The following is a 20,318-nucleotide window of genomic DNA, read 5'->3' as shown; positions in this document are numbered from 1 at the left end:
CGCCTGGAAAGTGAGACGTCATGCCGCTGACATTCCGCAAGAGCTTCAGGATCCTGCCCGGTGTCCGACTCAACATCAATCGCAAGTCGTGGTCGATCACCACCGGCGGCGGCAAGTACGGCCCCCGCCGTACCCACAGCAGCACCGGACGCCGGACCACTTCGGTGGATCTCCCCGGCCCCTTCGGCTGGCGCAAGAGCCGGGGCTGACCCGCGAGGGTCCGCGGCGCATCCACGAGCCCCGGTCGCACGGGCCGGGGGCCCACCGCTTGATGTACACGGTCCGTGGTCGGCATCCGGCCGCCCGCCTGATCCCGGCGGCCTGGTCCGAGCGAGCCCGCATCCCCGGCCGGGGATGCGGGCTCGCCGCGTCCTCAGAGTGTGCCGGGCGGCGATGCGGCGGGCGACAGCTCCTGGGCGGCGACCCACCAGCCCTTGCCGGTTCGATTCCCTGGCCATCTCCATCGACGAGTCGATGGCCTGCTGGTCCGTGACTCCGTAGAGGCCGCACAGGTCCCGCACATCGCGCAGGCTGATCCCGCGACGGCCGGTCTCCACATGGCTGACCTTGGGCTGGGAGATCAACAGGTGTTCGGCCACCTGCGTACCGGTCGGGCCACTGGCCAGACGGAGCCAGCGCAGCTCCGCGCCCAGCCGGCGTCGCCTGACGGTCGGGTTTCCGTTCACCGCCACGGGCGGTCTGCCTCCGGCTCGGGACTGTCCACCAGCCACAGGAACCGCCGCGGCCGGGCCCGAATGAACGCATGCGGCGGGAAATGATGATCTACGGGCCCCGCTGCCGAGCGTCACGCGCCGCGAGCGCAGCCGCGTGCACAGCCCGAGCCCACCCGAATGCCCCGACACTCCACCTATCTGCCGGAAACGAGAAGCGGACGAAGTCACCGGCGGGTGAAGTCACGCTCGATTCGACAGGGCAGACACGCTCACCAATTCGACCAGGCCGGTGTTCGAGTTCGCGCAAGAACCCGCGCAAGAAAGGGAGCGCAACGGCTCCCGCCAGAGCCACAGGGATTCACGGAAGACTCGATCGGCGCGCCCGCCCTCCATCAACCTCACGAAATCACCCTCCTGGCGGCACTCCTCACGCGCGGCCGGGTTTGACGCATGCACATATGAACGGTTCCGCCTCGTGTGAGTTAATTCGGCCCCACTCGACGGAAACAACATCACATAATACGTGCGGTAGGTTTTGGCATTTTCATCGCGCCTCGCGGCGCTGAATATGCTTGTCATTCCCCCTCCTTCCCCTTGCCTATTTTTGACACGTGAATATGCCTGCGTAATATGCGGCGACACGACAAAGGCTTCCCGGGCGATCGGTAGGAGCCCGGTATGCCACGGCCCCCACAGGAAGTGGCCCCCTCGATGAAGCTGAAATTCCAAGCGGCTCAGCGCCGCACCATGTCCGGCTGGCTGGCCTCGGCCGTCGCCGGAACGGTTGCCGCTGTGATGGTCGCCGCACTGCCCACGCAGGCTCTGGCCATCGCGACACCCGTGCCCCTGGCCACGGCCGCCAGCTTTTCCGTTCTGGCAGGTCAGGGCGTCACCAACACCGGCCCCTCCGTGATCAGCCACGACCTCGGGACGCACCCGAACCCTGCCATCTCCGGATTCCCGCCCGGCCTGGTGCTTGGCGCCGTGCACGCTGCGGACGCCGTGGCGCTTCAGGCCAAGTCCGACCTGGTCCAGGCCTACAACAACGCAGCGGGCCAGGCCACGGACTTCGCGCTCGCAGCGGGAATCGGCGCCGGCCAGACGCTGCTTCCGGGCGTTCACACGGCTGTCGGCGGTGTCGGACTCACCGGCGACCTGATCCTGGACGCGGGCGGAAACCCCAACGCCGTCTGGGTGTTCCAGATCCCAGAAGCCCTGACGACTGCCTCCAATAGCCGTGTGCTCCTCACGAACGGCGCTTCGGCGTGCAACGTCTACTGGCAGATCGGGAGTTCGGCCACCCTCGGCACTACCTCCACTTTCGTGGGCACCATCATGGCTCTGACCTCTATCAGCGTTACCACGGGGACGAACATCGAAGGCCGGGCGTTGGCCCGTAACGGTGCCGTGACGCTCGACACCAACAGGATCTTCCTCGGCGGGTGCGCCACCGGTGGAACGACGACCGGTACGACCAACGGCACGACGACCGGTACGACCACCGGCACGACGACCGGTACCACCGGAACGCCTACCGCCGGATCGACGACCGGTACGACCGTGGGGCTGATCGGTGGTGGCCTCCTGGGCGGACCGATCGTCGACCTCGTGTCGGGCGGCACCTCGGGGAACATCGCCGGCAACACCTCCGGCAACACCGCGGGCAACACGGCCGGAAACAGCACCGGTGGCAACACGACCGGCGGCAACACGACCGGCGGAACCATCACCGGGGGCAACGTCACCGGCGGGCACGGCGGTCAGCCCGGCGGCCCGGGCCACGGCGGACCGGGCGGCCCGGACCACCATGGCGTGGAACACCACGGTCCGGAGCACGGCGGGCCGGGCAACGGGCACGACGAGGGACCCGGCAAGCCGGATCACGGCCACGGCCACGACGGGAAGCCCGGCGACCACTACGGCTACGGCAACAAGCCCGCGGGCCACGAGGGTCACGAAGGCCACGAGGGCTAGACAGCAGGCTGCACGAAGCCCGCTCATCGGATGACGGTGCGCGGCGGGATCCTCATGGATCCGCCGCGCGCCGTCGGTAAGTCCCAGAGACCTCAGGCGAACAGCAGACATGAGAAGGACCGGGTGGGTGGTGTCGAGCGGAGTTGAATCTGTGGGCGTGAAGGAACTTCATCAGTCCGATTCCGGTCCGGTCCTCCAAGAGCGTCGTGACGAAGCGGCCATGCCGGGCAAGCGGCCCATGAGAATTCGCGCAGTGGAAGCAGGGCTGCGCACCGCCGTAGCCCTCTGCCTGGTGACGACTCTGGTCCACGTCGTCCTGGTATTCCTTCACGTTGCCCCCTCCAACCCTGTATCGAAGCGTTACAGCTCGCAGGTCAACGGATGGGTGTACCCCCTCTTCGAACAGAACTGGCGACTCTTCGCCCCGGACCCCGACTCCTTCAACCGAAAAATCCTGGCGCGAACCGCACACACCGACTCCAAAGGATCGGTGCAGGTGACGCCCTGGTTCGACCTGGCTGCCGTGGACCATTCCGCGGTCGACCACAACGCATTTCCGAGCCATACGTCCCAGAACCTTCTGCGCCGCGCCTGGACCTCTTATGTCGAGACACATGGAGGAAGCGACACGGCTCGCTCCGAACGGGCCGTGATGCTGCAGACGTACCTGCGCAACATCGCTGCGGACCGCGTCGCCGCCCACAACGACGACCGCGCATTCGACTTCATTCAGCTCCGGGTCGTCACACTGCCCGTCGCTGCGCCGGGGACGACGGCCGGTGACCACCCGCCGCCACCCACCGAGGACCGGCTCCTGCCCTGGTGGAAGGTGACCTCCCATGGGAAGTGAACAGATCCCCCGACCCCCCTCCACGGCAGCCGCACAACACCTGCCCGCGACCCAGGAGGCTTCGGTCGCCGGCAGGGCCCACCGATGGCTCCTCGACCGGACCGGCGCTCTGTGGGCGCTTCTCACCGACCGGCCGGTCTCCCTGTACGCCGCGTCGGTTCTGCGCATCGGCTACGGGCTGCTCTACCTGGTCTTCCTCCTGCGCGAATTCCCGCACCGTGACGAGATCTGGGGCCCCGGCTCCCCCTGGACACCCGCGCTGGCACAGCAACTCTTCGACCAGACGGGCTGGAACAGCATCCTGCTCCTGTCCGACAGCCGCGCCTACTTCGAACTCTGCTACGTGACGGCGCTCTTCACGTCCGCACTGTTCATGCTGGGCTGGCGGACCCGGGTCATGTCCGTCCTCTTCGCCGTCGTGGTGGCCTCCTTCCATGCCAGATCGATCTTCATGACGGACGGGGGCGACAACCTGATCCTGCTGATGGCCCTCTACCTCGTCCTCACCGCGTGCGGCCGGCGCTGGTCCCTGGACGCACGCAGGAACCGGCTCAAGGCAGGCCGTGCGGGCGACGCGCCGGAGCCGGTGCGGAGCCTCTTCGCACAACAACTGCGCGACGCCCGTGACACCTTGACCACAGTGGTGCACAACTGCGGCATCCTCGTCATCGCGGCGCAGGTCTGCTTCCTCTACGGATCGGCCGGCCTGTACAAGATCCAGGGCCCGACCTGGGGCGGCGGCACCGCTCTCCACTACGCGCTGAACCTCGAACTGTTCCAGCCCTGGCCCGCGCTCTCCCACCTCGTGGACGACTACCCGATGGTGATCGCGATCGCCAGCTACGTGACGGTGCTCTTGCAGGTCGCCTTCCCGTTCGTACTCTTCGGCAAGCTCAAGTACCCCGTTCTGACCGTGCTGCTGGGCATGCACATCGGCATCGCCGTGCTCCTGGGACTGCCCCTCTTCTCCGGCGCGATGATCGTCGCGGACGCCGTGTTCCTTCCCGACCGCTTCTACTCCTTCCTGCCTCGCCCGTGGCGACGCGCGACACGGCGCACCGGGGTGTGGCGGCCGGAACCCGGCCGCGCGGCGGGATCCACGTCGGTACCTCCGCAGGGACGGCCCAGCGAACCCACCTCGAAGCATCGAGTCACTTCGGCAGGGCAACTGAACACCGCGCCCGCCACCGTCGAGGTCGCAGATGCCGGTAAGGGTTTCAGTTGACGCCGGTGCGGTCGGCCCGGTGAGGCGGCTACTGGCGGGCCATGTGCATGCGCATCTCGCTCTCCGCGTCGACGATGAGGTCGCCGGACAGATCGACGGTGACGCTGTGGAGGGTGCCGGTGAAGGGAAACTGCCCCCGGTAGTCGGGGGTGACGGCAGAGCCGGGGTTGGCGCCGCAGGCCATGCCGCCCGGGTTGATGGCGATCGGGGTGGTGACCGGCATGTCGCCGCCCTGTCCTACGAGGCGGCCGTCGAGATGGAGCTGGGCGCTCAGTAGGAGTTGCGGGAGACCTTGATCAGCTTGCACTCGATCTTGTCCCCGGACTTTGCGGACTTCGCCACGTCGAATGCCAGGGCCCCGGCGTTGTCGTCCGTGTACTTCTGGCCGGGTGCCAGGTTCTGACCGGTGGAGAAGATGTCGCTCTTCTTCTCGCCGTTGACGGTGATCTCGCCCTCGGCCAGGTAGTTGAACCGACGGTCACCGCTGTTGATGTACTCGATCTTGAGGTCGAGCTCCTTGATTCCGTACTCGCCGGCCTTCACCTTGCAGGACGTGACCTTCACGTCCTTGGTGATGTCCGGCTCGTCGACCTTCGAGCTGCCGCCGCCCCGGGCAGCGCCGTCAGGAGCGACGGCTGCGGAGTCGTGGTTCTTGTCGAGCTCCTTGCCGGCGTCGCTGGCGGCCTTGGTGAACAACAGCCCGCAGCCGCCGATCAGAATCAGACCGAGGACAGTGGGGATACCGCATCCCAGCGCCACCTTGAGGCCCGTGCTCATCCCCTGCTTCGGCGGAGGCTGGTACCCGGCCGGCTGGTGCGGATTGCCGTGACCGGACTGCGGCTGCGTGGACATGGAACATCTCCTGGGGGTCTGCGTGAGCAGCGCTCAAGTAATAGGCAGGTGGCCTGAGCAGGCCGATGCGCGGGGGCGAAAACAGATGTCATGCCGCCGGGCGCGGTGCCGCGAGGACGCGGGACCGTCGAGGTACGAAAGATGCCCGCGCATCCCGGGCCGTCCCCGACGCCAGGTGGGTACGACATCCCAACGCCCCTGGGACAGGCCGGTTACCGGCAACACGCCCATCGAAGCCTCCGAGATCCAGATTGGCCGGATCTCACAGCACGTGGCCGGTCCTGCAGTCGACGTCCCGCAGGCTGGGGGCTCCGGCTCGTCCCCGCACCGCCCAAGATCCGTCGCCTGGACACCGGCGACCACCCGGCGACGGGTGTGCCCACCGCACCGACGTTCCCCTGCCGTTGCCGACCGGTCACGGTCGCGGGGGGTCCGCCCAGCCGTTTCGGACCGCGTGGGCGCCGAGCTGCATCCGGCTTCGTACGCCGGCCAGGTCCATGAGGTGACGCAGACGCCGGTGCAGCGTCCGCGCCGACAGACCGAGCTGTGCCGCAGCCGTCAGGTCCGTCAGGCCGGCCAGGAGCAGCCCCAGGATCCTGCGGTCGAGCTCGGTCGGGCCTTGCGGACCGACCTCGACGGTGGCTTCGGCCTCTCCGTCGGTGGCTGAGAGCGCGAGCGGGTGGGCGTTGCGCCATACCGTCTCGAACAGCGCGTCCAGCGCGTCCAGCAGGCCGCTGCGGTGCAGCAGCACGGCGCCGGGCTCCCCGTCCGGTGTGACCGCGAGGGGGACGAGCCCGAGGTCCGCGTCGGCCAGCACGAGTTTCATCGGCAGCTGGTCGGCGACACGGAGCTGCACGCCCTTGCCCAGTGAATCGATGGCGTCGTCGACGATGCCCGGCTCTGCGAGCACGGCCCGGTCCAGTACCGCCCGGAACTGCACGCCGCGGCCGATGGCCACGGGCTCGGCCGTGTTCTCTTCGGGCGGCAGGGCGACGAACGGTGCGGTGATGAAGGAGCGGACCTGCGTGCGTGCCGCCTGCTGCACCTGGAGGAAGCGGTGGCGGATGGCGTCGACGCCCGTGACGACCTCGATCAGATCATTGATGCTGTTCCCGGTCATCGCCGCCCGGTGCTCCTCGGCGAAGGTCACCAGGGCATGCTCGGCCATCCGCAGCCCGTCCCGCCGCTGGCTGATGAGCGCGCCGAGAGCCATGGCCGGCGGCGCGGCGGTGAACCGGTCGTCCGCCGACCTCGTCACCAGCCCCCACCCCACAAGACGGGACAGGGCCTTGTCGACATGGGCGTACGGGAGGGCTACCTCGTCGCTCAGCAGGATCGCAGTGGAGTTCGGCCGTCCGAGCAGCGCCCGGTAGACACGCTCGTCATCGGGTTCGAGGCCCAGAACATCCAGCATCGGCGACCGACTCTCTTCCGCTTGCCGCAGCGGGGAGAGTATCCGCCATGGCGGCAGACCCTGAATAGTCCCTGCTGGGAGCGGGTGCGAGAGGAAGGGCCCCGGGGAGTCGCCGCCCCGGGGCCCGACAGTGCGGTTCATCGCAGGCCGTACGCCCGGATGATCTCGTTCCTGACGCTGAAGCCGCTGTCGGTCTCGGCGCTCGCGCGCACCGAAATGTAGCCGCCGGGCTTCTCGGCCGTCCTGAACGAACCCGTCCAGCGGCCGTGTGCGCCCTTGGTCACGGTCACCTTCTGCCAGGTGGCGCCGTCGTCGTACGAGACGTCCAGTTTCACCGACTTGACGGTGCCCGGCACCGTGCCGACGCCCATCGACACCGGCTTGAGCGCGATCTCCTGGGTCGCGCTGGCCTTGACGTCGCCGTGCAGGTCCGACTCCAGCGCGTAGTCCAGGTTCAGCACCGGGAACGGCTCGAAGAACTCCGAGTCGACGGTGTCGGACATGAACGTCCACTCGGTGTGGGTGCGCGTCGACAGCCGGAAGAGGTCACCGGGCCGCTCGGCGTCGAGGACCGCCCGGTAGGGCAGGTTGCCCGCCGGGACCTCCACCCACTGCATGTCCGTGCTGTACGGGTTGTCGTGGATCAGCCTGTCGCCCTGGAAGACCTGCAGGTGGGTCGGCGTCTCACCCCACTGCAGGAAGCCGCCCAGTCGCATGGTGTCGCTGGAGGAGGCCCACGCCTGCACGTTCCAGGTCATGTGGTTCTGCCAGCGGGAGTTGTACACGCCGAAGGACTCGCTCTGGGCGGGCCGGGTCACCGGGGCGAACCAGTCCAGACGGGTGGTGCTGCCCTTGGCGTACGTGTTGTCGCCCGACACCATCACCCACGGCAGGGCCGTGTCGACGCCCTGCGCGTGGAACTCCCTCCAGACCTGGCCCGGGGTCACCCACTCGGTGCGGGTGCCCGGGTGCCACTCGCGCTCGGGGAAGTTGACCGACGGGCTGAGGGTGAAGTCGGACCTGTAGCCTTCCGCCGACCGGCCGTCCGTGGCCGAGTAGTAGCGGGCGTCGATCCGCGCGAGGTCGTCCTTGGCCGGCTTGTAGACCAGGGCCCGGTCCGGAACCCGGCCGGGGTACTCCCGGGTGAGGTCGTAGACGAACGGCGTGTACTCGGTCTGCTCCACGGTCAGCTTGTGGCTGCCGGCCGTGGCCATCGCGACAAGGGCCTTGCCCGCCTCGCGGTGCACGGTGGCGACCGGGATGTGCGATTCGCCGACGTACTCCATCAGACCGCCGACACCGTCGTTGACCACGATCAGCGCCTTCGCACCGGCCGCGACCGCGGCCTCGGTGCGCTCCTGGGGCGAGACCCCGTCGCTGCGGTCGATGACGACGACCTTGCCCTTGGCCTTGACCTTCTCGTACGCGGCCGTCGCGCCGTTGCCCGCGTAGACGGCGTCCAGCGTGTCGCGGGCGGTACCCAGGGAGCTGCCCGCCTGCACGAGTGCCTCGAATGGGAGCCGGCCGCCCGGTGTGCTCAGGCCGAGCTGCGGCTCACCCTTGCGCCAGCGGGTGGTCAGGATGAACTCGCCCTGCTTCATGGGTTCCGTCGGCGCGACGTAGACATCGTCGTACGTCGGCGGCAGCACGTACGCGCTGCGGTAGTCCGTGAACGGGTCGAAGCCCTCGTAGTGGACGTTGAAGTCGACCTTGCGCTGTCGGTCCTCGGTGCGCTGCGGCGCCTCGGTCTGCAGCAGGCGTGCCTTGCTCGCGTCCAGCACCACCTCCGCGGAGCGGTCCTTGAGTACGGTCTCCGGGTCGACCAGCACGGCCAGACCCGAGCGGTCGGCCTTCTCGCCGGCCACGTCGAGGTATCCCGCGGCGGTGTACGTACCGGGTGCCATGCGCATGGTGGTCGTGCCGTCGACGTAGAGCGACCAGGGCCAGAGGTCGCCGGCCAGGTTGACCGTGACCCAGCCGGCGGCGGGCTTGCCGTCCCGGCCGACCAGCTTGATGTTCAGGTCGTAGCGCTCCTCCTCTTTGAGCAGCGCCAAGGACGTGCGGGTCACCGGCTGCCCGGTGGCGACGTCGGTGGCCGTCACGTGGCCGACGTGCCGGCCGGCGGCCGCGGCCTTCGGGTCACCGGTCACCGGGACGGCGGCCGTGCCGCGCGCCGGGACATTCACCCTCGTGGCTCCCAGCGTGAACGGGCCGCCGCCGGTCTGCGCGAGGTTCAGGGTGATGTCGGTGGCACCGGTGTTGGTGAAGGTCAGGTCCTTGGTGACGGCGGCGTCGCTCGGCTCGTGCGGCCACGTGTGGTTGCCGAAGAAGAGCGATCCGGTGCCGCGGACCGTGGTGCGCACGGCGGCGGCCACGTCGAGACGCCCGGTGCCCACCTCGTACGGCGAGTACCCGCCGTCCAGGCCCTTCGCGGTGCTCATCAGGTGTTCCTTGAGCTGCGCGCCGGTCCAGTCCGGGTGCCGCTGGGCCAGGATCGCCGCCGCGCCGACGACGTGCGGGGTGGCCATCGAGGTGCCGCTGAGGGTGCGGTAAGGGCCCTCCCCACCGCCGGTCATCTCCTGCGAGCGGGCCGCGGTGATGTCCACGCCGGGCGCCGCGATGTCCGGCTTCATACCGCCGGAGTGGGCCAGCGGGCCGGTGCTGGAGAAGGACGCGAGCCGGTCCTGCTTGTCCGTGGCGGCCACGGTCAGCGCCGAGGCGGCCGCGCCCGGTGCGGAGATGCTCTCCGGGCCGGAGTTGCCGGCGGCTATGACGAACAGCGTGCCGTACTGCGCGGACAGTGCGTCCACCGTCTGCGACATGGGGTCGCTGCCGTCCGTAGGGTAGGAGTCGCCGAGGCTCATGTTGACGACGTCCGCACCGGACTCCGCGGCCCACTGCATGCCGGCCATGACCCAGGAGTCCTGGCCGGAGCCCTCCGCACCACCGAGGACCTTGCCGACGAACAGGTCGGCGCCGGGCGCGACGCCCTTGTTGCCGCCGCCGGAGGCGGCGCCCGAACCGACGATCGTGCCGGCGACATGGGTGCCGTGCCCGTTGACGTCGGTGACGGCCTCACCCGGCACGAAGCTGGCCGTGCCGTCGATCAGGCCGGCGAAGTCGGGGTGGTTGACGTCGATGCCGGTGTCGAGCACCGCGACCTTGGCGCCCTTGCCGTCGTACCCGGCCGCCCAGGCCTCGGGCGCCCCGATCAGCGGCACGCTCTCCTTCAGACTGGCCTTCACCCGACCGTCGAGCCACAGCTTCGCCACGCCCTCGCCCAACGACCCACTGCCCTGCGGCGCGACGGTGGTCCAGAAGGTGCGGGCCTGCCTCTTCTCGGTGCTGAGCGCGGCACCGCCGATGCCCTTGAGCGGGCGGGTCACCTTGCTGCCCCGGGGGGCCGCCGGCTCCCCGGCCGACCGGGACTTCGACTCGGCGTACGTCGCGATCAGCGGAACAGCAGCCGACTTCGCGTCGTCGTAGCCCATCTCGATCAGGTCCGTCACGTTGAACAGCCGCCGGTCCAGCTTGTCCGTGCCCAGCAGCGGCGCCGCCTCGTCCGGGATGACGAACAGGTCTCCCTTCACCTGCTGGATCTTCACGCCGCCGACGGCGCTGTCGGGCCGGTCGACTTCGGCGGTCTGCTTGCCGTCGGCCATCGTGGTGACCGTGACGACGTCACCGGTGACCAGGGTGACCTTGTGGGTCGCCGATGACCTGGCGGAATGGGTGGGCTTGCTCGGAGCGGCTTGTGCGGGCGCTTGCAGGACCGCAAGCCCCGACGCCAACAGCGGCACCGCGGTGGCGGCCGAGATCAGCTGCCGGCGCCGACGCCGGAAGGCGGAAACATGAGAGGGGGAGGACATGCCAAGGGTCTATCGACCCGAGAGTGCCGACGTGAAGGCATCATGACGGCAAGTCCTCGCCATGGCAGATGCTTGACAACCGTGAACCGCTCGACAGCGGGTGCAAAGACGCCATACGTCGGGACGGTCCTTCGCGCCGACACGGTGCCGGGGCGAAGCCGTGCCGGAATCGATCAGGGCTCGCGCAGGGCGGTGTCCGTGGACCAGGCGTGACCGCAACAGGTCAAGATCGTTGGCCGGGCATGAACAACACCACCCGCGTAGTTGCAATCTTCGCCCTCGCCGGAGTCGCCCTGTCGGTCGTGGCTACCGCGCACGCCGCCGGTCCTGCGCCCGTTGCGGGCCCTTCGCGACTCTCCCCCGATGACGCCCTGGTCGTGGAAGCCGTCCACACCGACGCCTGGCGCTCCGGCTTCGGCATGGACAGCGGCGGCTTCTGAACCGGCGGACCAGCGGTCCGAAAGCAATGGACATGGACACACACGACCGGCTCCTTCGGGTGAAAGACATCGACGTGCCGAACGGTGGCAGCTCTGGCCCGCGCGTTGCACACACCCGAGATGGAGTTGCTGGAGCCGCGACGACGCGCCACCACAAATCCGGCCCCCGGAACCGGGCCGGAGTTCGGGGACTGCCCTGCGCGACCGACCGATCGGCCAGTGGAACCCTCACGACCTTGAAGTCCACCCCGCTGCACCAGCCACCGGGCAGCAGGCACTGCCGGGTCGCCGTCGTGACCTCCGCGTCCATCACGTCGAGCGGCAGCATGACCGCGCGCACCGGGTGGACGTCACGCCCCCGCGGTGCCCGGCAGCACGGCGAGGCCAGAGCACCCACAGGCACGACGCCTGGCGTACCGCCACCACCAATGTCCTCGCAGCAGTGCGCAGCGTGTCCCCCCGAGCGGTGGGAGGCGAGGACGTCCGCAATGGCCGACCGGCGGCGACTGTGAAAATCGCTGTCCGATCATCGGAGCACGGTGATAGACATCCGGCGTGGAAAAGAATCTTGAGTTCCCTGACCTGTTGCGACTGATCGATGAGCGGTCGACCGCCTTCCGCGCCGTGGTCGCCGCCGCGCCCGATCTCGACGCGCAGGTGCCGTCCTGCCCCGGGTGGACGCTGTTCGATCTGGTGAAGCACCTGGGTGGGGGAGACCGTTTCTGGGCCGCGATCGTCGGCGCGGGGTCTGCCGACGCTCCCCCGGCCGAGGCCGTCGCCGCGCGCGCCGCGCTGGAAGTGCCGCAGGAGCGTGAGGCCCTGCTGGCCTGGCTGGACGCGTCGACGCAGCTTCTGCTGGGCGCCCTGCGCGCGGCGGGACCGGAGGGCGGTTGCTGGACGTGGTGGCCGGCGTCGCAGTCACCGCAGACCGCCGGCGGCACCGCCCGGCACCGGGTCCAGGAGACCGCGGTGCACACGTACGACGCCGAGCTCGCCGGGGGCTCCCCGCAGCCGCTGCCGGTCGAGCTGGCACTCGACGGTGTGGAGGAGTTCCTGTTCACCGTCTGCGCAACGCCGAGTGCCTGGCCGCACAAGCCCACGGCCTTCGACTTCCACGCCGCCGAGGGCCGCTCCTGGCGCCTCACCGTCGACGGCGACGGCGCACGCATCACCCGCATCCCCGCGCCCACCGCCGCGACCGGCGAAGACTCGGACGCAGCCGGCGCCGCCGTCCACGGCACGGCCAGTGAGCTGGTCCTCTACCTGTACGACCGGATCCAGGCCGACTCCTTGCACGTTGACGGAGACGCAGGGCTGCTCGACCTGCTCCGCGCCTGGGAGCCGGAGGAGAAGTAGGACGCAGCGGGGGCGGCTCGCCGCGCCTCGAGCCGGTAGGACACGACTCTTCGCCGGGTTCGTCAGTCCCGGGCACGGTTTTCGACTTCGCCGCCTCCGCCGGTTCGGGCCGCGCCGGCTCCACACCGGGAGCAGGCAGACCTTCGGAGGCGGCGGGGCCGACGACGGCGTCGTTGCCCGGGGCCAGTACCTCACCAACGCGTGAGCGGGCGATGCCCACTGGAGGCGGTCGGCCTCCTCCCGCAGATCGTGGACACGACGGCGAGCGGTGAGCTCACGCTGTTCCACCAGTCCCACAACGACGGCCACGCGCACTGACCCCGCGGATCACACCACCGGCGACTGCCCGGCGCCACCGAGCAGAACGGCCAGCAGCCGCCCCGTGATCGCCTCCGGTTCGTCTCCGCTTCCGGGAACGCGCGTCATCAGCAGGTGGTGAATCGTGCCGACGAGGGCGAGCGCGATGGTGGCAGCGTCAGCGTCGGCGGGCAGTCGGCCGCCGCGCTGCTCCGCCCGCAGGTAAGCGGTGAAGGCGTGCTGAATCGCCTCGAAGGCGGGCGCGCCGGCCCCAAGACCCTCCCGGGTGTGCAGCACGGCCGCCGGGCGGGTCATCGCCAGCCCCACCACCGCCGGCGGCAGAGCCTCCAGCAGGGCGAGAACGATGTCCTGAAGATTGGCCGCCACCGTGGCCTGCCCCACCTTGGCGTCCAGCGCCTCGGCCCGGCGGGCGCTGGACGCGAACCGGTCCAGGACCAGCTCGGCGACGAACTCGTCCAGGCCGGCGAAGTGCGTGTGCAGGACGCCCTTGCCGCAGTCCGCCTCCGCCGTGACCGCGCGGCTGGTCAGGGCTGCGGCGCCATCGCGGTCCACCACGGCCTGTGCGGTGTTGATGTCGCACGATCGGCATTCCGGATCAGAACCAGAACGGCGGGGGCAGGCGTCGTGGCCTGCACACCGATGCCGTCACGGCTCAAACCGGAACGACATCCACCACCCCATGCGGGTGCACGATCCATGGCCCCGCAGGGTCGTGCCCACTGTGCGGACGGTCACCTTGACGGCGATCGACGCTTAGGCCAGCCTTACCTTCGCTCACTCCTTGCATGTGTGGGCGCACCCTGCAGAAGATCCCTGGAGCACCCATGTCCGCCGCCGCCGACGCCACCGCGACCGAACGAAGACATGGACGGGAAGCGGACCTTCTCCAGCTCCCCTCGTGGTGCGGAACCGCCGCGGCATCGCTGGCGGTCTGCGTCGGCTGGGCGGCGACCACGTGGATCGCCCTGCATCTGCGCGCCGATGTCACCCTCCACACCGTGGCGCTCTTCGCGCACCTCGCCTCCCTGGTGCTGGGATTCGGCGCGGTGCTCGCCATCGACTACTACGGCGCGCTGTGGCTCATGGGCCGCAAGACACTCCATGAGGTGCTCGACTTCACGGCCCCACTGCACGTGCCCGTGTGGGCCGGCCTCGGCGGGCTGCTCTTCAGCGGTGCCTTCCTCCACCCCGATGTCAGCTCACCTCTGACGTGCGTCAAGCTCGGCCTCGTCCTGGTGCTCTCCCTCAACGGCGTCCAGGCGTCCGCCCTGCACCGCCGGCTGGCCGCCGTCGACGGCGGCCCCGTCGGCCGTCGGCTGATGATCCGCGGTGCCGCGACGGCCTCTGTCTCACAAGCCGCCTGGTGGGGTGCGGTGGCGATCGGCTTCCTGAACAGCCGGCACTGATCGCCCTCTCTCATCCATGCGGAGCGGGCGGCCGTTACGCGCCAGCGGCTGCGCGGCGACCTCGCGCACGACAAGATCGAGCACGGCAGGCGGAACGCGAGCAGCGCTACTCGTACGTGCTTTTGCGCAGGGCGCGGTGTCGGCGGTCGCCCTGGCCGGCTCCGTTCACCACTGTGAGGGACGGGAGCGCCGCTCCGTTGTTCCACAGGCCGAGGTGGTCACGGTGAACGGCGACGACATCGTTCTGCACGGCGCAGCGTTCGGCGGGGCCGCTGAAGTACGTGGTGGTGACGAAAACGGCGACGTCGGCTTTGAAGTGCACCTGCGAGCCAAGGAGGTTGCGGACCTCCCCATTGGAGATCTTCCGCTTCGGGTTGTACCGCTTGCACTGGATCACCATGGTGCGGCCGTCGGGCAGACGTCCGCGTACGTCGGCGCCGTCGTCACCCGTGCGGCCGACGCGGCGGACTTCCGTACATCCGTCCCGCCGGCACAGGTCGGCCACGAAGTCCTCGAACTGCGTGCCGTCCATCCGGTCCACTTCGGCGAGCGTTCGATGGCCGACGTCGACCGCGTCCTCGTGACGCCACTGCCGGTCACTGCCCCGGATGAGACGGTCCGTCCTCCACAGCCACCAAGTGCCACCGCCGACAGCCCCGAGCAGCAACAATCCGACCAGGTACGGCCAGATGGCCGACCAGAACGTCAGGAGCAGCGCCAGGACGACTACGCCGGCCCATGCGCCCGCCTTGAGCCGAGCCTTCCCGCGCTTCCGTGATGCCGACCGGCGCCTCTTGCGTACCGCCACCCAGTACCTCCCCGTCTCCGATCAGCAGTCTGGGCAGGAGGACGCGTGTCAGTAAGGGCGCCCGTCGGCCGTGGCCCGATCCCTGCGGGCCGCCCACCGAACGGGGCCGGGCGCGTGCTCGACGACGACCCACTGTCCCCGCGGCCGAGGCCGAGGAGCACTGGAGGTCATCCGCTCGGGCCGTTGCCCGGACGAGTCCCGAATGCTGTGACGGCGGCGGTGATCGACAGTGCGGCGAGCAGTGCGAACAGTGCGGGGTAGCCGCCGAGGGGTCCGGCCAGGAGGGCGCCGGCGAAGGGGGCGAGGGCGGCTGCGGCGTGTGCGGGTGCGCCGAGGAGTCCGGAGAGTCGGCCGTAGTGGGTGGTGCCCCAGCGGTCGGTGACGGCGGTGGCCTGGAGGAGGGTGAGGTTGCCGCGGATCACGCCGGCGAGGACGGATACGGCTACGAGGAGCGCGTAGGGGCCGGCCACGGTGGCGAGGGCTGCGGTGGTGAGGGCTCCGAGTGCGATCAGGATGACGGTGCGGGCGGTGACGCCGAGGTGGCGGGCGAGGGCCGCGTAGAGGGTGCGGCCGAGGGTCTGGCCGGCACCGCCGAGGCCGAGGGCCCATGCGGCCTGGGTGGTGGTGTAGCCGCGTTCGAGGAGGAGGGGAACGAGGCCGATGACGACGGCGTACATGGCGAACGCGGAGAGGGTGAAGGTGACGGCCAGCATCCAGAACGCCCGGCTGCGCACGACCCGCTCGTGGCCGCTGGTGACGTGCGGCGGGCTCGGCGGGGCCGGCGGCCACGGGGCTTTCAGTGCGATCGCGTGGGCCGGGACGGTCAGGGCCGCGAGGATGCCGGCGAGGACTACGTAGGTGGCGCGCCACGACATGTGGTCGGCGAGGATCGCGGTCAGGGGGGCGAAGACGGTCGAGGCGAGTCCGCCGGCGAGGGTGACGATCGTGAGTGCGCGGATGTGGTCGGGGGCCCACCAGCGCGTGAGCGCGGCGAAGGCGGGCTGGTAGAGGATGGCGGCCATGGCCGCTCCGGCGAGCAGCCACCCGGCGAAGAAGACGGCCAGGTTGGGGGCGGCGGCCATCACCAGCAGACTCAGCGAACCCAGGACGGAGCCGGCGGTCATGACGGTGCGGGGCCCGCGGTGGTCCAGGACGCGGCCGACGTAGATCCCGGCGACGGCGGACACGACGAGGGCTGCGGAGAACGCCGCGGTGGTCGCCCCCGCGCTCCAGCCGGTGTCGGCGGTGATGGCCGGGTTGAGGACGATGAAGGCGTAGTAGACGATGCCCCAGCTGGTGATCTGGGTGAGGCAGAGGGCGGGCAGGACGGCGCGTGGCCGCGACCGGACCCCCGTCCCGGCCGCGGCCACGCCGCTTTGAAGGTCGCTCACCTCAGCAGCCGCCGGAGGCAGCGGGAGCGGGAGCGGGAGCGGCGCCGATGGTGAGGGTGGCCGGGGCCGCGCAGCACCCGCCACCGGTCTCTTCCGCGGCCGCGGGCTCGTCGAAGAGGCCTGCACCGCCGCACACGCCCGTCTCGGGGAGGGTGAGTTCGACGCGCTCGGCCGCTTCGTGGTCGCCTGCGAGGTGGGCGGCGATGGAGCGGACCTGCTCGTAGCCGGTCATGGCGAGGAAGGTGGGGGCGCGGCCGTAGGACTTCATGCCGACGAGGTAGACGTCCTTCTCCGGGTGGGAGAGTTCGCCCACGCCGTGCGGGTAGACCGTGCCGCAGGAGTGCTGGTTCGGGTCGATCAGCGGCGCCAGCTCGACCGGTGCCTGGAGGCGCTCGTCCAGGCCGAGGCGCAGCTCGCCCAGGAAGGACAGGTCGGGGCGGAAGCCGGTGAGGACGACGACCTCGTCCACCGGGTCGAGGCGGCGGCCGTCCTCACCGATCAGGATCACGTGGCCGTCTTCGGTGCGCTCGACGGTGTCGGTGCGGAAGCCGGTGACCGCGTCGGCGTGGCCGCCGTCGACTGCGGCCTTGGCCGCCAGGCCGAGGGCGCCGCGGGCGGGCAGCTGGTCGGCCTCACCGCCGCCGAAGGTCGATCCGGAGATCCCGCGGCGCAGGATCCACGTGGCGTGAGTCCCCTGGCCGTCGGCGGACTTGGCGAGATCGGCGAGGTGGGCGAGGGCGGTGAAGGCGGAGGCGCCGGAGCCGATGACGGCGGTGCGCTTGCCCGCGTAGCGGGCACGGACGGCGGGGTCCTTCAGGTCCGGGACCCGGTAGGTGATGTGGTCGGCGGCTGCCTTCTCGCCGAGGGCGGCGAGTCCGCTGCCGCCGGCGGGGCTGGGGGTGGACCAGGTGCCGGAGGCGTCGATGACGGCGCGGGCGAAGAGGCGGTGCTCGTGGCCATCGGCGTTCTCGTAGTGGACGACGAAGGGCTGGGAGTCGCGGTCGGCGTCGACGATGCGGTCGCGGCCGGTGCGGGAGACGCCGGTGACGCGTGCTCCGTAGCGGACCTGCTCGCCGAGTACGTCGGCCAGCGGCTGGAGGTAGCGCTCGGCCCAGTCACCCCCGGAGGGGTAGGTGCCTTCGGCCGGCTTGGTCCAGCCGGTCGGGGCCAGGAGCTTCTCGGCGGCCGGGTCGACGAGCTCGCCCCAGCGGGAGAACAGCCGTACGTGGGCCCACTCGCGCACGGCGGCCCCGGCGAGCGGGCCGGCTTCCAGGACGAGGGGTTCCAGGCCGCGGTCGAGGAGGTGGGCGGCGGCCGCGAGTCCGGCAGGGCCGGCCCCGATGACGACGACGGGCAGCTCGGTGGTGATCTCGCTCATGGCATGTCTCCGGGTCTTCGTGCAGGCGGGCGGGCGGGGGGGGGCGGGGGGCGGGGGCTTCAGGCGGTCAGCAGCAGCCGACGCCGGTGGCGACGGCTTCGCGCTTGGCCTGCGGGTCGCAGCAGGCTCCGGCGGCCTCCGCGCCCTCACTGGTGCCACAGCAGGGTGAGGACTGGACGGACGCCACCTCGACGGCGGGCTGAGCGGGGGTGGGGCCGCAACAGGAACCTGCCGCCTCGGCGCGGTTCGGGCTGGTGGGCGTGACCGGCTCGTTCATGACGACTCCCTGGTGTTTCGAAGTTTGTCTATGGCTTGCGCGATCAGGATGACACCTGTATCGATAGACGTCAACATAGACATTCATCTAATCAATGGGGTTGTCGTGGAACACGTGGAAGCGGTCGTCGTCGGAGGCGGGCAGTCGGGGCTGGCCACTGCGCATGCGCTGGTCAGGGCGGGGCTGAAGCCGGTGGTGCTGGAGGCCTCGGACAGGGCGGCGGGGTCGTGGCCCCGCTACTACGACAGCCTGACCCTGTTCTCCCCGGCCCGGTTCAGCGCGCTGCCCGGCATACCGTTCGGCGGGGACCTGGACCGCCACCCGCACCGGGACGAGGTCGTCGCCTATCTGACCGCCTGCGCCGACCGCCTCCAGGCCGACATCCGCACCGGACAGCGCGTCATCGCGGTCCGGGCCGACGGCAGCGGGTTCACGGTCGAGCTGGAGGGCGGCGGGCGGCTGTCGGCGCGGGCGGTGGTCGCCGCCTCGGGCAGCTTCGGCCGCCCGCACCGCCCCGACCTGCCGGGCCTGGAGACCTTTGCCGGCCAGGTCCTGCACGCGGCCGACTACCGCAGCCCGACCCCGTTCGCCGGGCAGCGCGTGGTGGTCGTCGGGGCGGGGAACTCCGCGGTTCAGATCGCCGCCGAGCTCGCCCGCGAAAGCCGCACGAGCCTGGCCACGCGGACGCCGGTGAAGTTCGCCCGGCAGCACCTACTGGGCAAGGACCTGCACTTCTGGCTCACCCGCACCGGCCTGGACACCGCCCCGCTCGGACATCTCCTGAAGAATCCGCCCGCCCCGCCGGTCCTGGACGACGGCCGCTACCGCGCCGCCCTCACCGCCGGCGCCCCCGACCGGCGCCCGATGTTCACCCGGCTCACCGGCGACCGGGTCACATGGGCCGACGGCACCACGGAGCGGCTGGACGCGCTGATCCTCGCCACCGGTTACCGCCCCCACCTGCCCTACCTCGCCGGACTCGACGGCATCCTCGACCCGGCCGGACACCCCCGCCACCGCGGCGGGGCCTCCCCCGCCCATCCGGGCCTGGCGTTCGTCGGGCTGGAGTGGCAGCGCAGCCTGTCCTCGAACACCCTGCGCGGAGTCGGGAGGGATGCCGCCCGGGCGGCACGCCGACTGGCCGCCCACCTGGCCCGCAGCTGACCCCTGCCTCTTAGTTCGATGTGTGTCAACATAGACGTATGTCGAATGTGAAGGTTCTGCCGCTGCTGGAGCCCGACGTCGTCGCGGCCTGCTGCCCGCCGCTGAACGAGCGCCCGATGTCGGCCGAGGAGGCCGAGGTCGCGGCGAAGATGTTCAAGGCCCTCGGCGACCCCGTGCGCCTGCGCCTGTTCTCCGCCGTCGCCTCCCACGAGGGCGGGGAGGCGTGCGTGTGCGACATCTCCGACGTCGGAGTCTCCCAGCCCACCGTCTCCCACCACCTGAAGAAGCTCAAAGAGGCCGGCCTGCTGTCCTCCGAGCGCCGCGGGACGTGGGTCTACTACCGGGTCGAGCCGTCCGTGCTCGCCGCCATGGGCGCGCTGCTGGCCGGCCCCGCGAAGACGGTGTGACCGGCGTGCGGATCGAGGCGCTGCTGCCCGAGCACGCCGAACAGGTGCTGGGCATCTACCAGTCGGGGATCGACGAGGGCAATGCGACCTTCGAGACGAAGGCCCCCGAATGGGCCGCGTTCGACAAGACCAAGCTGCCGGGCCACCGCTTCGTCGCCCTCGACGACGACGGCCGAGTGTTGGGCTGGGTCGCGGCGAGCGCCGTCTCGGACCGGTGCGCGTACGCGGGCGTGGTCGAGCACTCCATCTACGTCCACCCCGAGGCACGCGGCCGCGGCGTCGCCCGCGGTCTGCTGGACGCGCTCATCGCCTCTACCGAGACCGCGGGCATCTGGACCATCCAGTCCGGCGTCTTCCCCGAGAACACCGCCAGCCTCGCCGTCCACGCACGTGCCGGGTTCCGCGTCATCGGCACGCGTGAGCGCATCGGCCGCCACCACGGGGCCTGGAGGGACGTGGTCCTCCTGGAACGCCGGAGCCCTCTGATCGACTGAACAGGGTCCGGCGGCTCTGTC

19 protein-coding genes and 1 pseudogene are annotated in these 20,318 nt (G+C 70.4%); 10 read left to right on the top strand and 10 right to left on the bottom strand.

Translation table 11 applies throughout. The features are described 5' to 3' along the window. Nucleotides 1–20 precede the first annotated feature (20 nt). A complete protein-coding gene (locus IG86_RS0122765) occupies nucleotides 21–209 on the top strand; it encodes a DUF4236 domain-containing protein (RefSeq protein WP_030821624.1) in 189 nt (62 codons plus the stop codon). Between the two features lie 333 nt (nucleotides 210–542). On the opposite strand, the pseudogene IG86_RS45540 reads toward IG86_RS0122765, so the two are convergent. Then, a pseudogene (locus tag IG86_RS45540) lies at nucleotides 543–599 on the bottom strand (hypothetical protein); the annotation flags it as partial. A 786-nt stretch (nucleotides 600–1,385) separates the two neighbouring features. Between IG86_RS45540 and IG86_RS0122760 the strand changes: the two are divergent. The 3 genes from IG86_RS0122760 (at nucleotide 1,386) to IG86_RS0122750 (ending at nucleotide 4,723) form a co-directional block, all read left to right on the top strand. Beyond that, a complete protein-coding gene (locus IG86_RS0122760) occupies nucleotides 1,386–2,648 on the top strand; it encodes an ice-binding family protein (protein WP_030899115.1) in 1,263 nt (420 codons plus the stop codon). 109 nt (nucleotides 2,649–2,757) lie between these two features. Continuing rightward, the gene (locus IG86_RS0122755; RefSeq protein ID WP_030899112.1) at nucleotides 2,758–3,498 is read left to right on the top strand and encodes a DUF5819 family protein; all 741 of its coding nucleotides are present in this window, start codon (nucleotides 2,758–2,760) and stop codon (nucleotides 3,496–3,498) included. Next, the gene (locus IG86_RS0122750) at nucleotides 3,488–4,723 is read left to right on the top strand and encodes an HTTM domain-containing protein (RefSeq protein ID WP_030899109.1); all 1,236 of its coding nucleotides are present in this window, start codon (nucleotides 3,488–3,490) and stop codon (nucleotides 4,721–4,723) included. The genes IG86_RS0122755 and IG86_RS0122750 overlap by 11 nt, the downstream gene beginning before the upstream one ends. A 28-nt stretch (nucleotides 4,724–4,751) precedes the next feature. On the opposite strand, the gene IG86_RS0122745 is transcribed toward IG86_RS0122750, so the two are convergent. The 4 genes from IG86_RS0122745 to IG86_RS0122730 all read right to left on the bottom strand — a co-directional run bounded on the left by IG86_RS0122745 (nucleotide 4,752) and on the right by IG86_RS0122730 (nucleotide 10,858). Continuing rightward, a complete protein-coding gene (locus IG86_RS0122745; protein ID WP_030899106.1) occupies nucleotides 4,752–4,946 on the bottom strand; it encodes a hypothetical protein in 195 nt (64 codons plus the stop codon). 47 nt (nucleotides 4,947–4,993) lie between these two features. Continuing rightward, the gene (locus IG86_RS42345; RefSeq protein ID WP_051785333.1) at nucleotides 4,994–5,575 is read right to left on the bottom strand and encodes a hypothetical protein; all 582 of its coding nucleotides are present in this window, start codon (nucleotides 5,573–5,575) and stop codon (nucleotides 4,994–4,996) included. Between the two features lie 415 nt (nucleotides 5,576–5,990). Next, nucleotides 5,991–6,989 (bottom strand): helix-turn-helix domain-containing protein, encoded by a 999-nt coding sequence (locus tag IG86_RS0122735; RefSeq protein WP_030821615.1) that lies wholly within the window; start codon nucleotides 6,987–6,989, stop codon nucleotides 5,991–5,993. Nucleotides 6,990–7,126: 137 nt separating this feature from the next. After that, the gene (locus tag IG86_RS0122730) at nucleotides 7,127–10,858 is read right to left on the bottom strand and encodes a S8 family peptidase (protein WP_030899101.1); all 3,732 of its coding nucleotides are present in this window, start codon (nucleotides 10,856–10,858) and stop codon (nucleotides 7,127–7,129) included. 242 nt (nucleotides 10,859–11,100) lie between these two features. Between IG86_RS0122730 and IG86_RS0122725 the strand changes: the two genes are divergently transcribed. Beyond that, nucleotides 11,101–11,298 carry a hypothetical protein gene (locus IG86_RS0122725; RefSeq protein WP_030899099.1) on the top strand — a complete coding sequence of 66 codons (198 nt, stop codon included), beginning with the start codon at nucleotides 11,101–11,103 and terminating at the stop codon, nucleotides 11,296–11,298. Between the two features lie 555 nt (nucleotides 11,299–11,853). Beyond that, a complete protein-coding gene (locus IG86_RS0122720; RefSeq protein ID WP_030821609.1) occupies nucleotides 11,854–12,654 on the top strand; it encodes a maleylpyruvate isomerase family mycothiol-dependent enzyme in 801 nt (266 codons plus the stop codon). A 327-nt stretch (nucleotides 12,655–12,981) separates the two neighbouring features. Here IG86_RS0122720 and IG86_RS0122715 read toward each other — a convergent pair whose 3' ends face one another. Further along, nucleotides 12,982–13,527, bottom strand: a complete 546-nt coding sequence (locus IG86_RS0122715; RefSeq protein WP_234316071.1) for a TetR/AcrR family transcriptional regulator — start codon at nucleotides 13,525–13,527, stop codon at nucleotides 12,982–12,984. 269 nt (nucleotides 13,528–13,796) lie between these two features. Here IG86_RS0122715 and IG86_RS0122710 point away from each other — a divergent pair, with 269 nt between their 5' ends. Then, the gene (locus IG86_RS0122710) at nucleotides 13,797–14,378 is read left to right on the top strand and encodes a hypothetical protein (RefSeq protein WP_199814460.1); all 582 of its coding nucleotides are present in this window, start codon (nucleotides 13,797–13,799) and stop codon (nucleotides 14,376–14,378) included. 106 nt (nucleotides 14,379–14,484) lie between these two features. Here IG86_RS0122710 and IG86_RS0122705 read toward each other — a convergent pair whose 3' ends face one another. The 4 genes from IG86_RS0122705 to IG86_RS38960 all read right to left on the bottom strand — a co-directional run bounded on the left by IG86_RS0122705 (nucleotide 14,485) and on the right by IG86_RS38960 (nucleotide 18,232). Further along, entirely contained in the window at nucleotides 14,485–15,186 is a 702-nt protein-coding gene (locus IG86_RS0122705) for a restriction endonuclease (RefSeq protein WP_078905995.1), read from the bottom strand. A 167-nt stretch (nucleotides 15,187–15,353) separates the two neighbouring features. Next, nucleotides 15,354–16,577: an MFS transporter gene (locus tag IG86_RS0122700; RefSeq protein WP_030899091.1), complete on the bottom strand. Its 1,224-nt coding sequence runs from the start codon at nucleotides 16,575–16,577 to the stop codon at nucleotides 15,354–15,356. A gap of 1 nt (nucleotide 16,578) precedes the next feature. Further along, nucleotides 16,579–17,955 (bottom strand): NAD(P)-binding domain-containing protein, encoded by a 1,377-nt coding sequence (locus IG86_RS0122695; protein WP_030821598.1) that lies wholly within the window; start codon nucleotides 17,953–17,955, stop codon nucleotides 16,579–16,581. Nucleotides 17,956–18,022: 67 nt separating this feature from the next. After that, the gene (locus IG86_RS38960) at nucleotides 18,023–18,232 is read right to left on the bottom strand and encodes a hypothetical protein (protein ID WP_037848064.1); all 210 of its coding nucleotides are present in this window, start codon (nucleotides 18,230–18,232) and stop codon (nucleotides 18,023–18,025) included. Between the two features lie 105 nt (nucleotides 18,233–18,337). Here IG86_RS38960 and IG86_RS0122685 point away from each other — a divergent pair, with 105 nt between their 5' ends. The 3 genes from IG86_RS0122685 to IG86_RS0122675 are packed head-to-tail and all read left to right on the top strand — an operon-like array spanning nucleotide 18,338 to nucleotide 20,297. Next, nucleotides 18,338–19,396, top strand: a complete 1,059-nt coding sequence (locus IG86_RS0122685; RefSeq protein ID WP_030821126.1) for a flavin-containing monooxygenase — start codon at nucleotides 18,338–18,340, stop codon at nucleotides 19,394–19,396. Nucleotides 19,397–19,434: 38 nt separating this feature from the next. After that, nucleotides 19,435–19,803 carry an ArsR/SmtB family transcription factor gene (locus tag IG86_RS0122680; protein WP_030821119.1) on the top strand — a complete coding sequence of 123 codons (369 nt, stop codon included), beginning with the start codon at nucleotides 19,435–19,437 and terminating at the stop codon, nucleotides 19,801–19,803. Beyond that, nucleotides 19,800–20,297, top strand: a complete 498-nt coding sequence (locus IG86_RS0122675) for a GNAT family N-acetyltransferase (RefSeq protein ID WP_037848061.1) — start codon at nucleotides 19,800–19,802, stop codon at nucleotides 20,295–20,297. Before IG86_RS0122680 ends, IG86_RS0122675 begins: the two co-directional genes overlap by 4 nt. Nucleotides 20,298–20,318: the final 21 nt, after the last annotated feature.

This window comes from Streptomyces virginiae (genome assembly GCF_000720455.1).
In the GTDB taxonomy this organism is placed as follows: domain Bacteria; phylum Actinomycetota; class Actinomycetes; order Streptomycetales; family Streptomycetaceae; genus Streptomyces; species Streptomyces virginiae.
This window is presented reverse-complemented; position numbering and strand designations above follow the sequence as displayed.

Bases quoted from the DNA above. Each gene is read 5' to 3' on its own strand.
- IG86_RS0122765 (WP_030821624.1), top strand. From the start codon at position 21: ATGCCGCTGACATTCCGCAAGAGCTTCAGGATCCTGCCCGGTGTCCGA.
- IG86_RS0122760 (WP_030899115.1), top strand. From the start codon at position 1,386: ATGAAGCTGAAATTCCAAGCGGCTCAGCGCCGCACCATGTCCGGCTGG.
- IG86_RS0122755 (WP_030899112.1), top strand. From the start codon at position 2,758: ATGAGAAGGACCGGGTGGGTGGTGTCGAGCGGAGTTGAATCTGTGGGC.
- IG86_RS0122750 (WP_030899109.1), top strand. From the start codon at position 3,488: ATGGGAAGTGAACAGATCCCCCGACCCCCCTCCACGGCAGCCGCACAA.
- IG86_RS0122745 (WP_030899106.1), bottom strand. From the start codon at position 4,946: ATGCCGGTCACCACCCCGATCGCCATCAACCCGGGCGGCATGGCCTGC.
- IG86_RS42345 (WP_051785333.1), bottom strand. From the start codon at position 5,575: ATGTCCACGCAGCCGCAGTCCGGTCACGGCAATCCGCACCAGCCGGCC.
- IG86_RS0122735 (WP_030821615.1), bottom strand. From the start codon at position 6,989: ATGCTGGATGTTCTGGGCCTCGAACCCGATGACGAGCGTGTCTACCGG.
- IG86_RS0122730 (WP_030899101.1), bottom strand. From the start codon at position 10,858: ATGTCCTCCCCCTCTCATGTTTCCGCCTTCCGGCGTCGGCGCCGGCAG.
- IG86_RS0122725 (WP_030899099.1), top strand. From the start codon at position 11,101: ATGAACAACACCACCCGCGTAGTTGCAATCTTCGCCCTCGCCGGAGTC.
- IG86_RS0122710 (WP_199814460.1), top strand. From the start codon at position 13,797: ATGTCCGCCGCCGCCGACGCCACCGCGACCGAACGAAGACATGGACGG.
- IG86_RS0122695 (WP_030821598.1), bottom strand. From the start codon at position 17,955: ATGAGCGAGATCACCACCGAGCTGCCCGTCGTCGTCATCGGGGCCGGC.
- IG86_RS38960 (WP_037848064.1), bottom strand. From the start codon at position 18,232: ATGAACGAGCCGGTCACGCCCACCAGCCCGAACCGCGCCGAGGCGGCA.
- IG86_RS0122680 (WP_030821119.1), top strand. From the start codon at position 19,435: ATGTCGAATGTGAAGGTTCTGCCGCTGCTGGAGCCCGACGTCGTCGCG.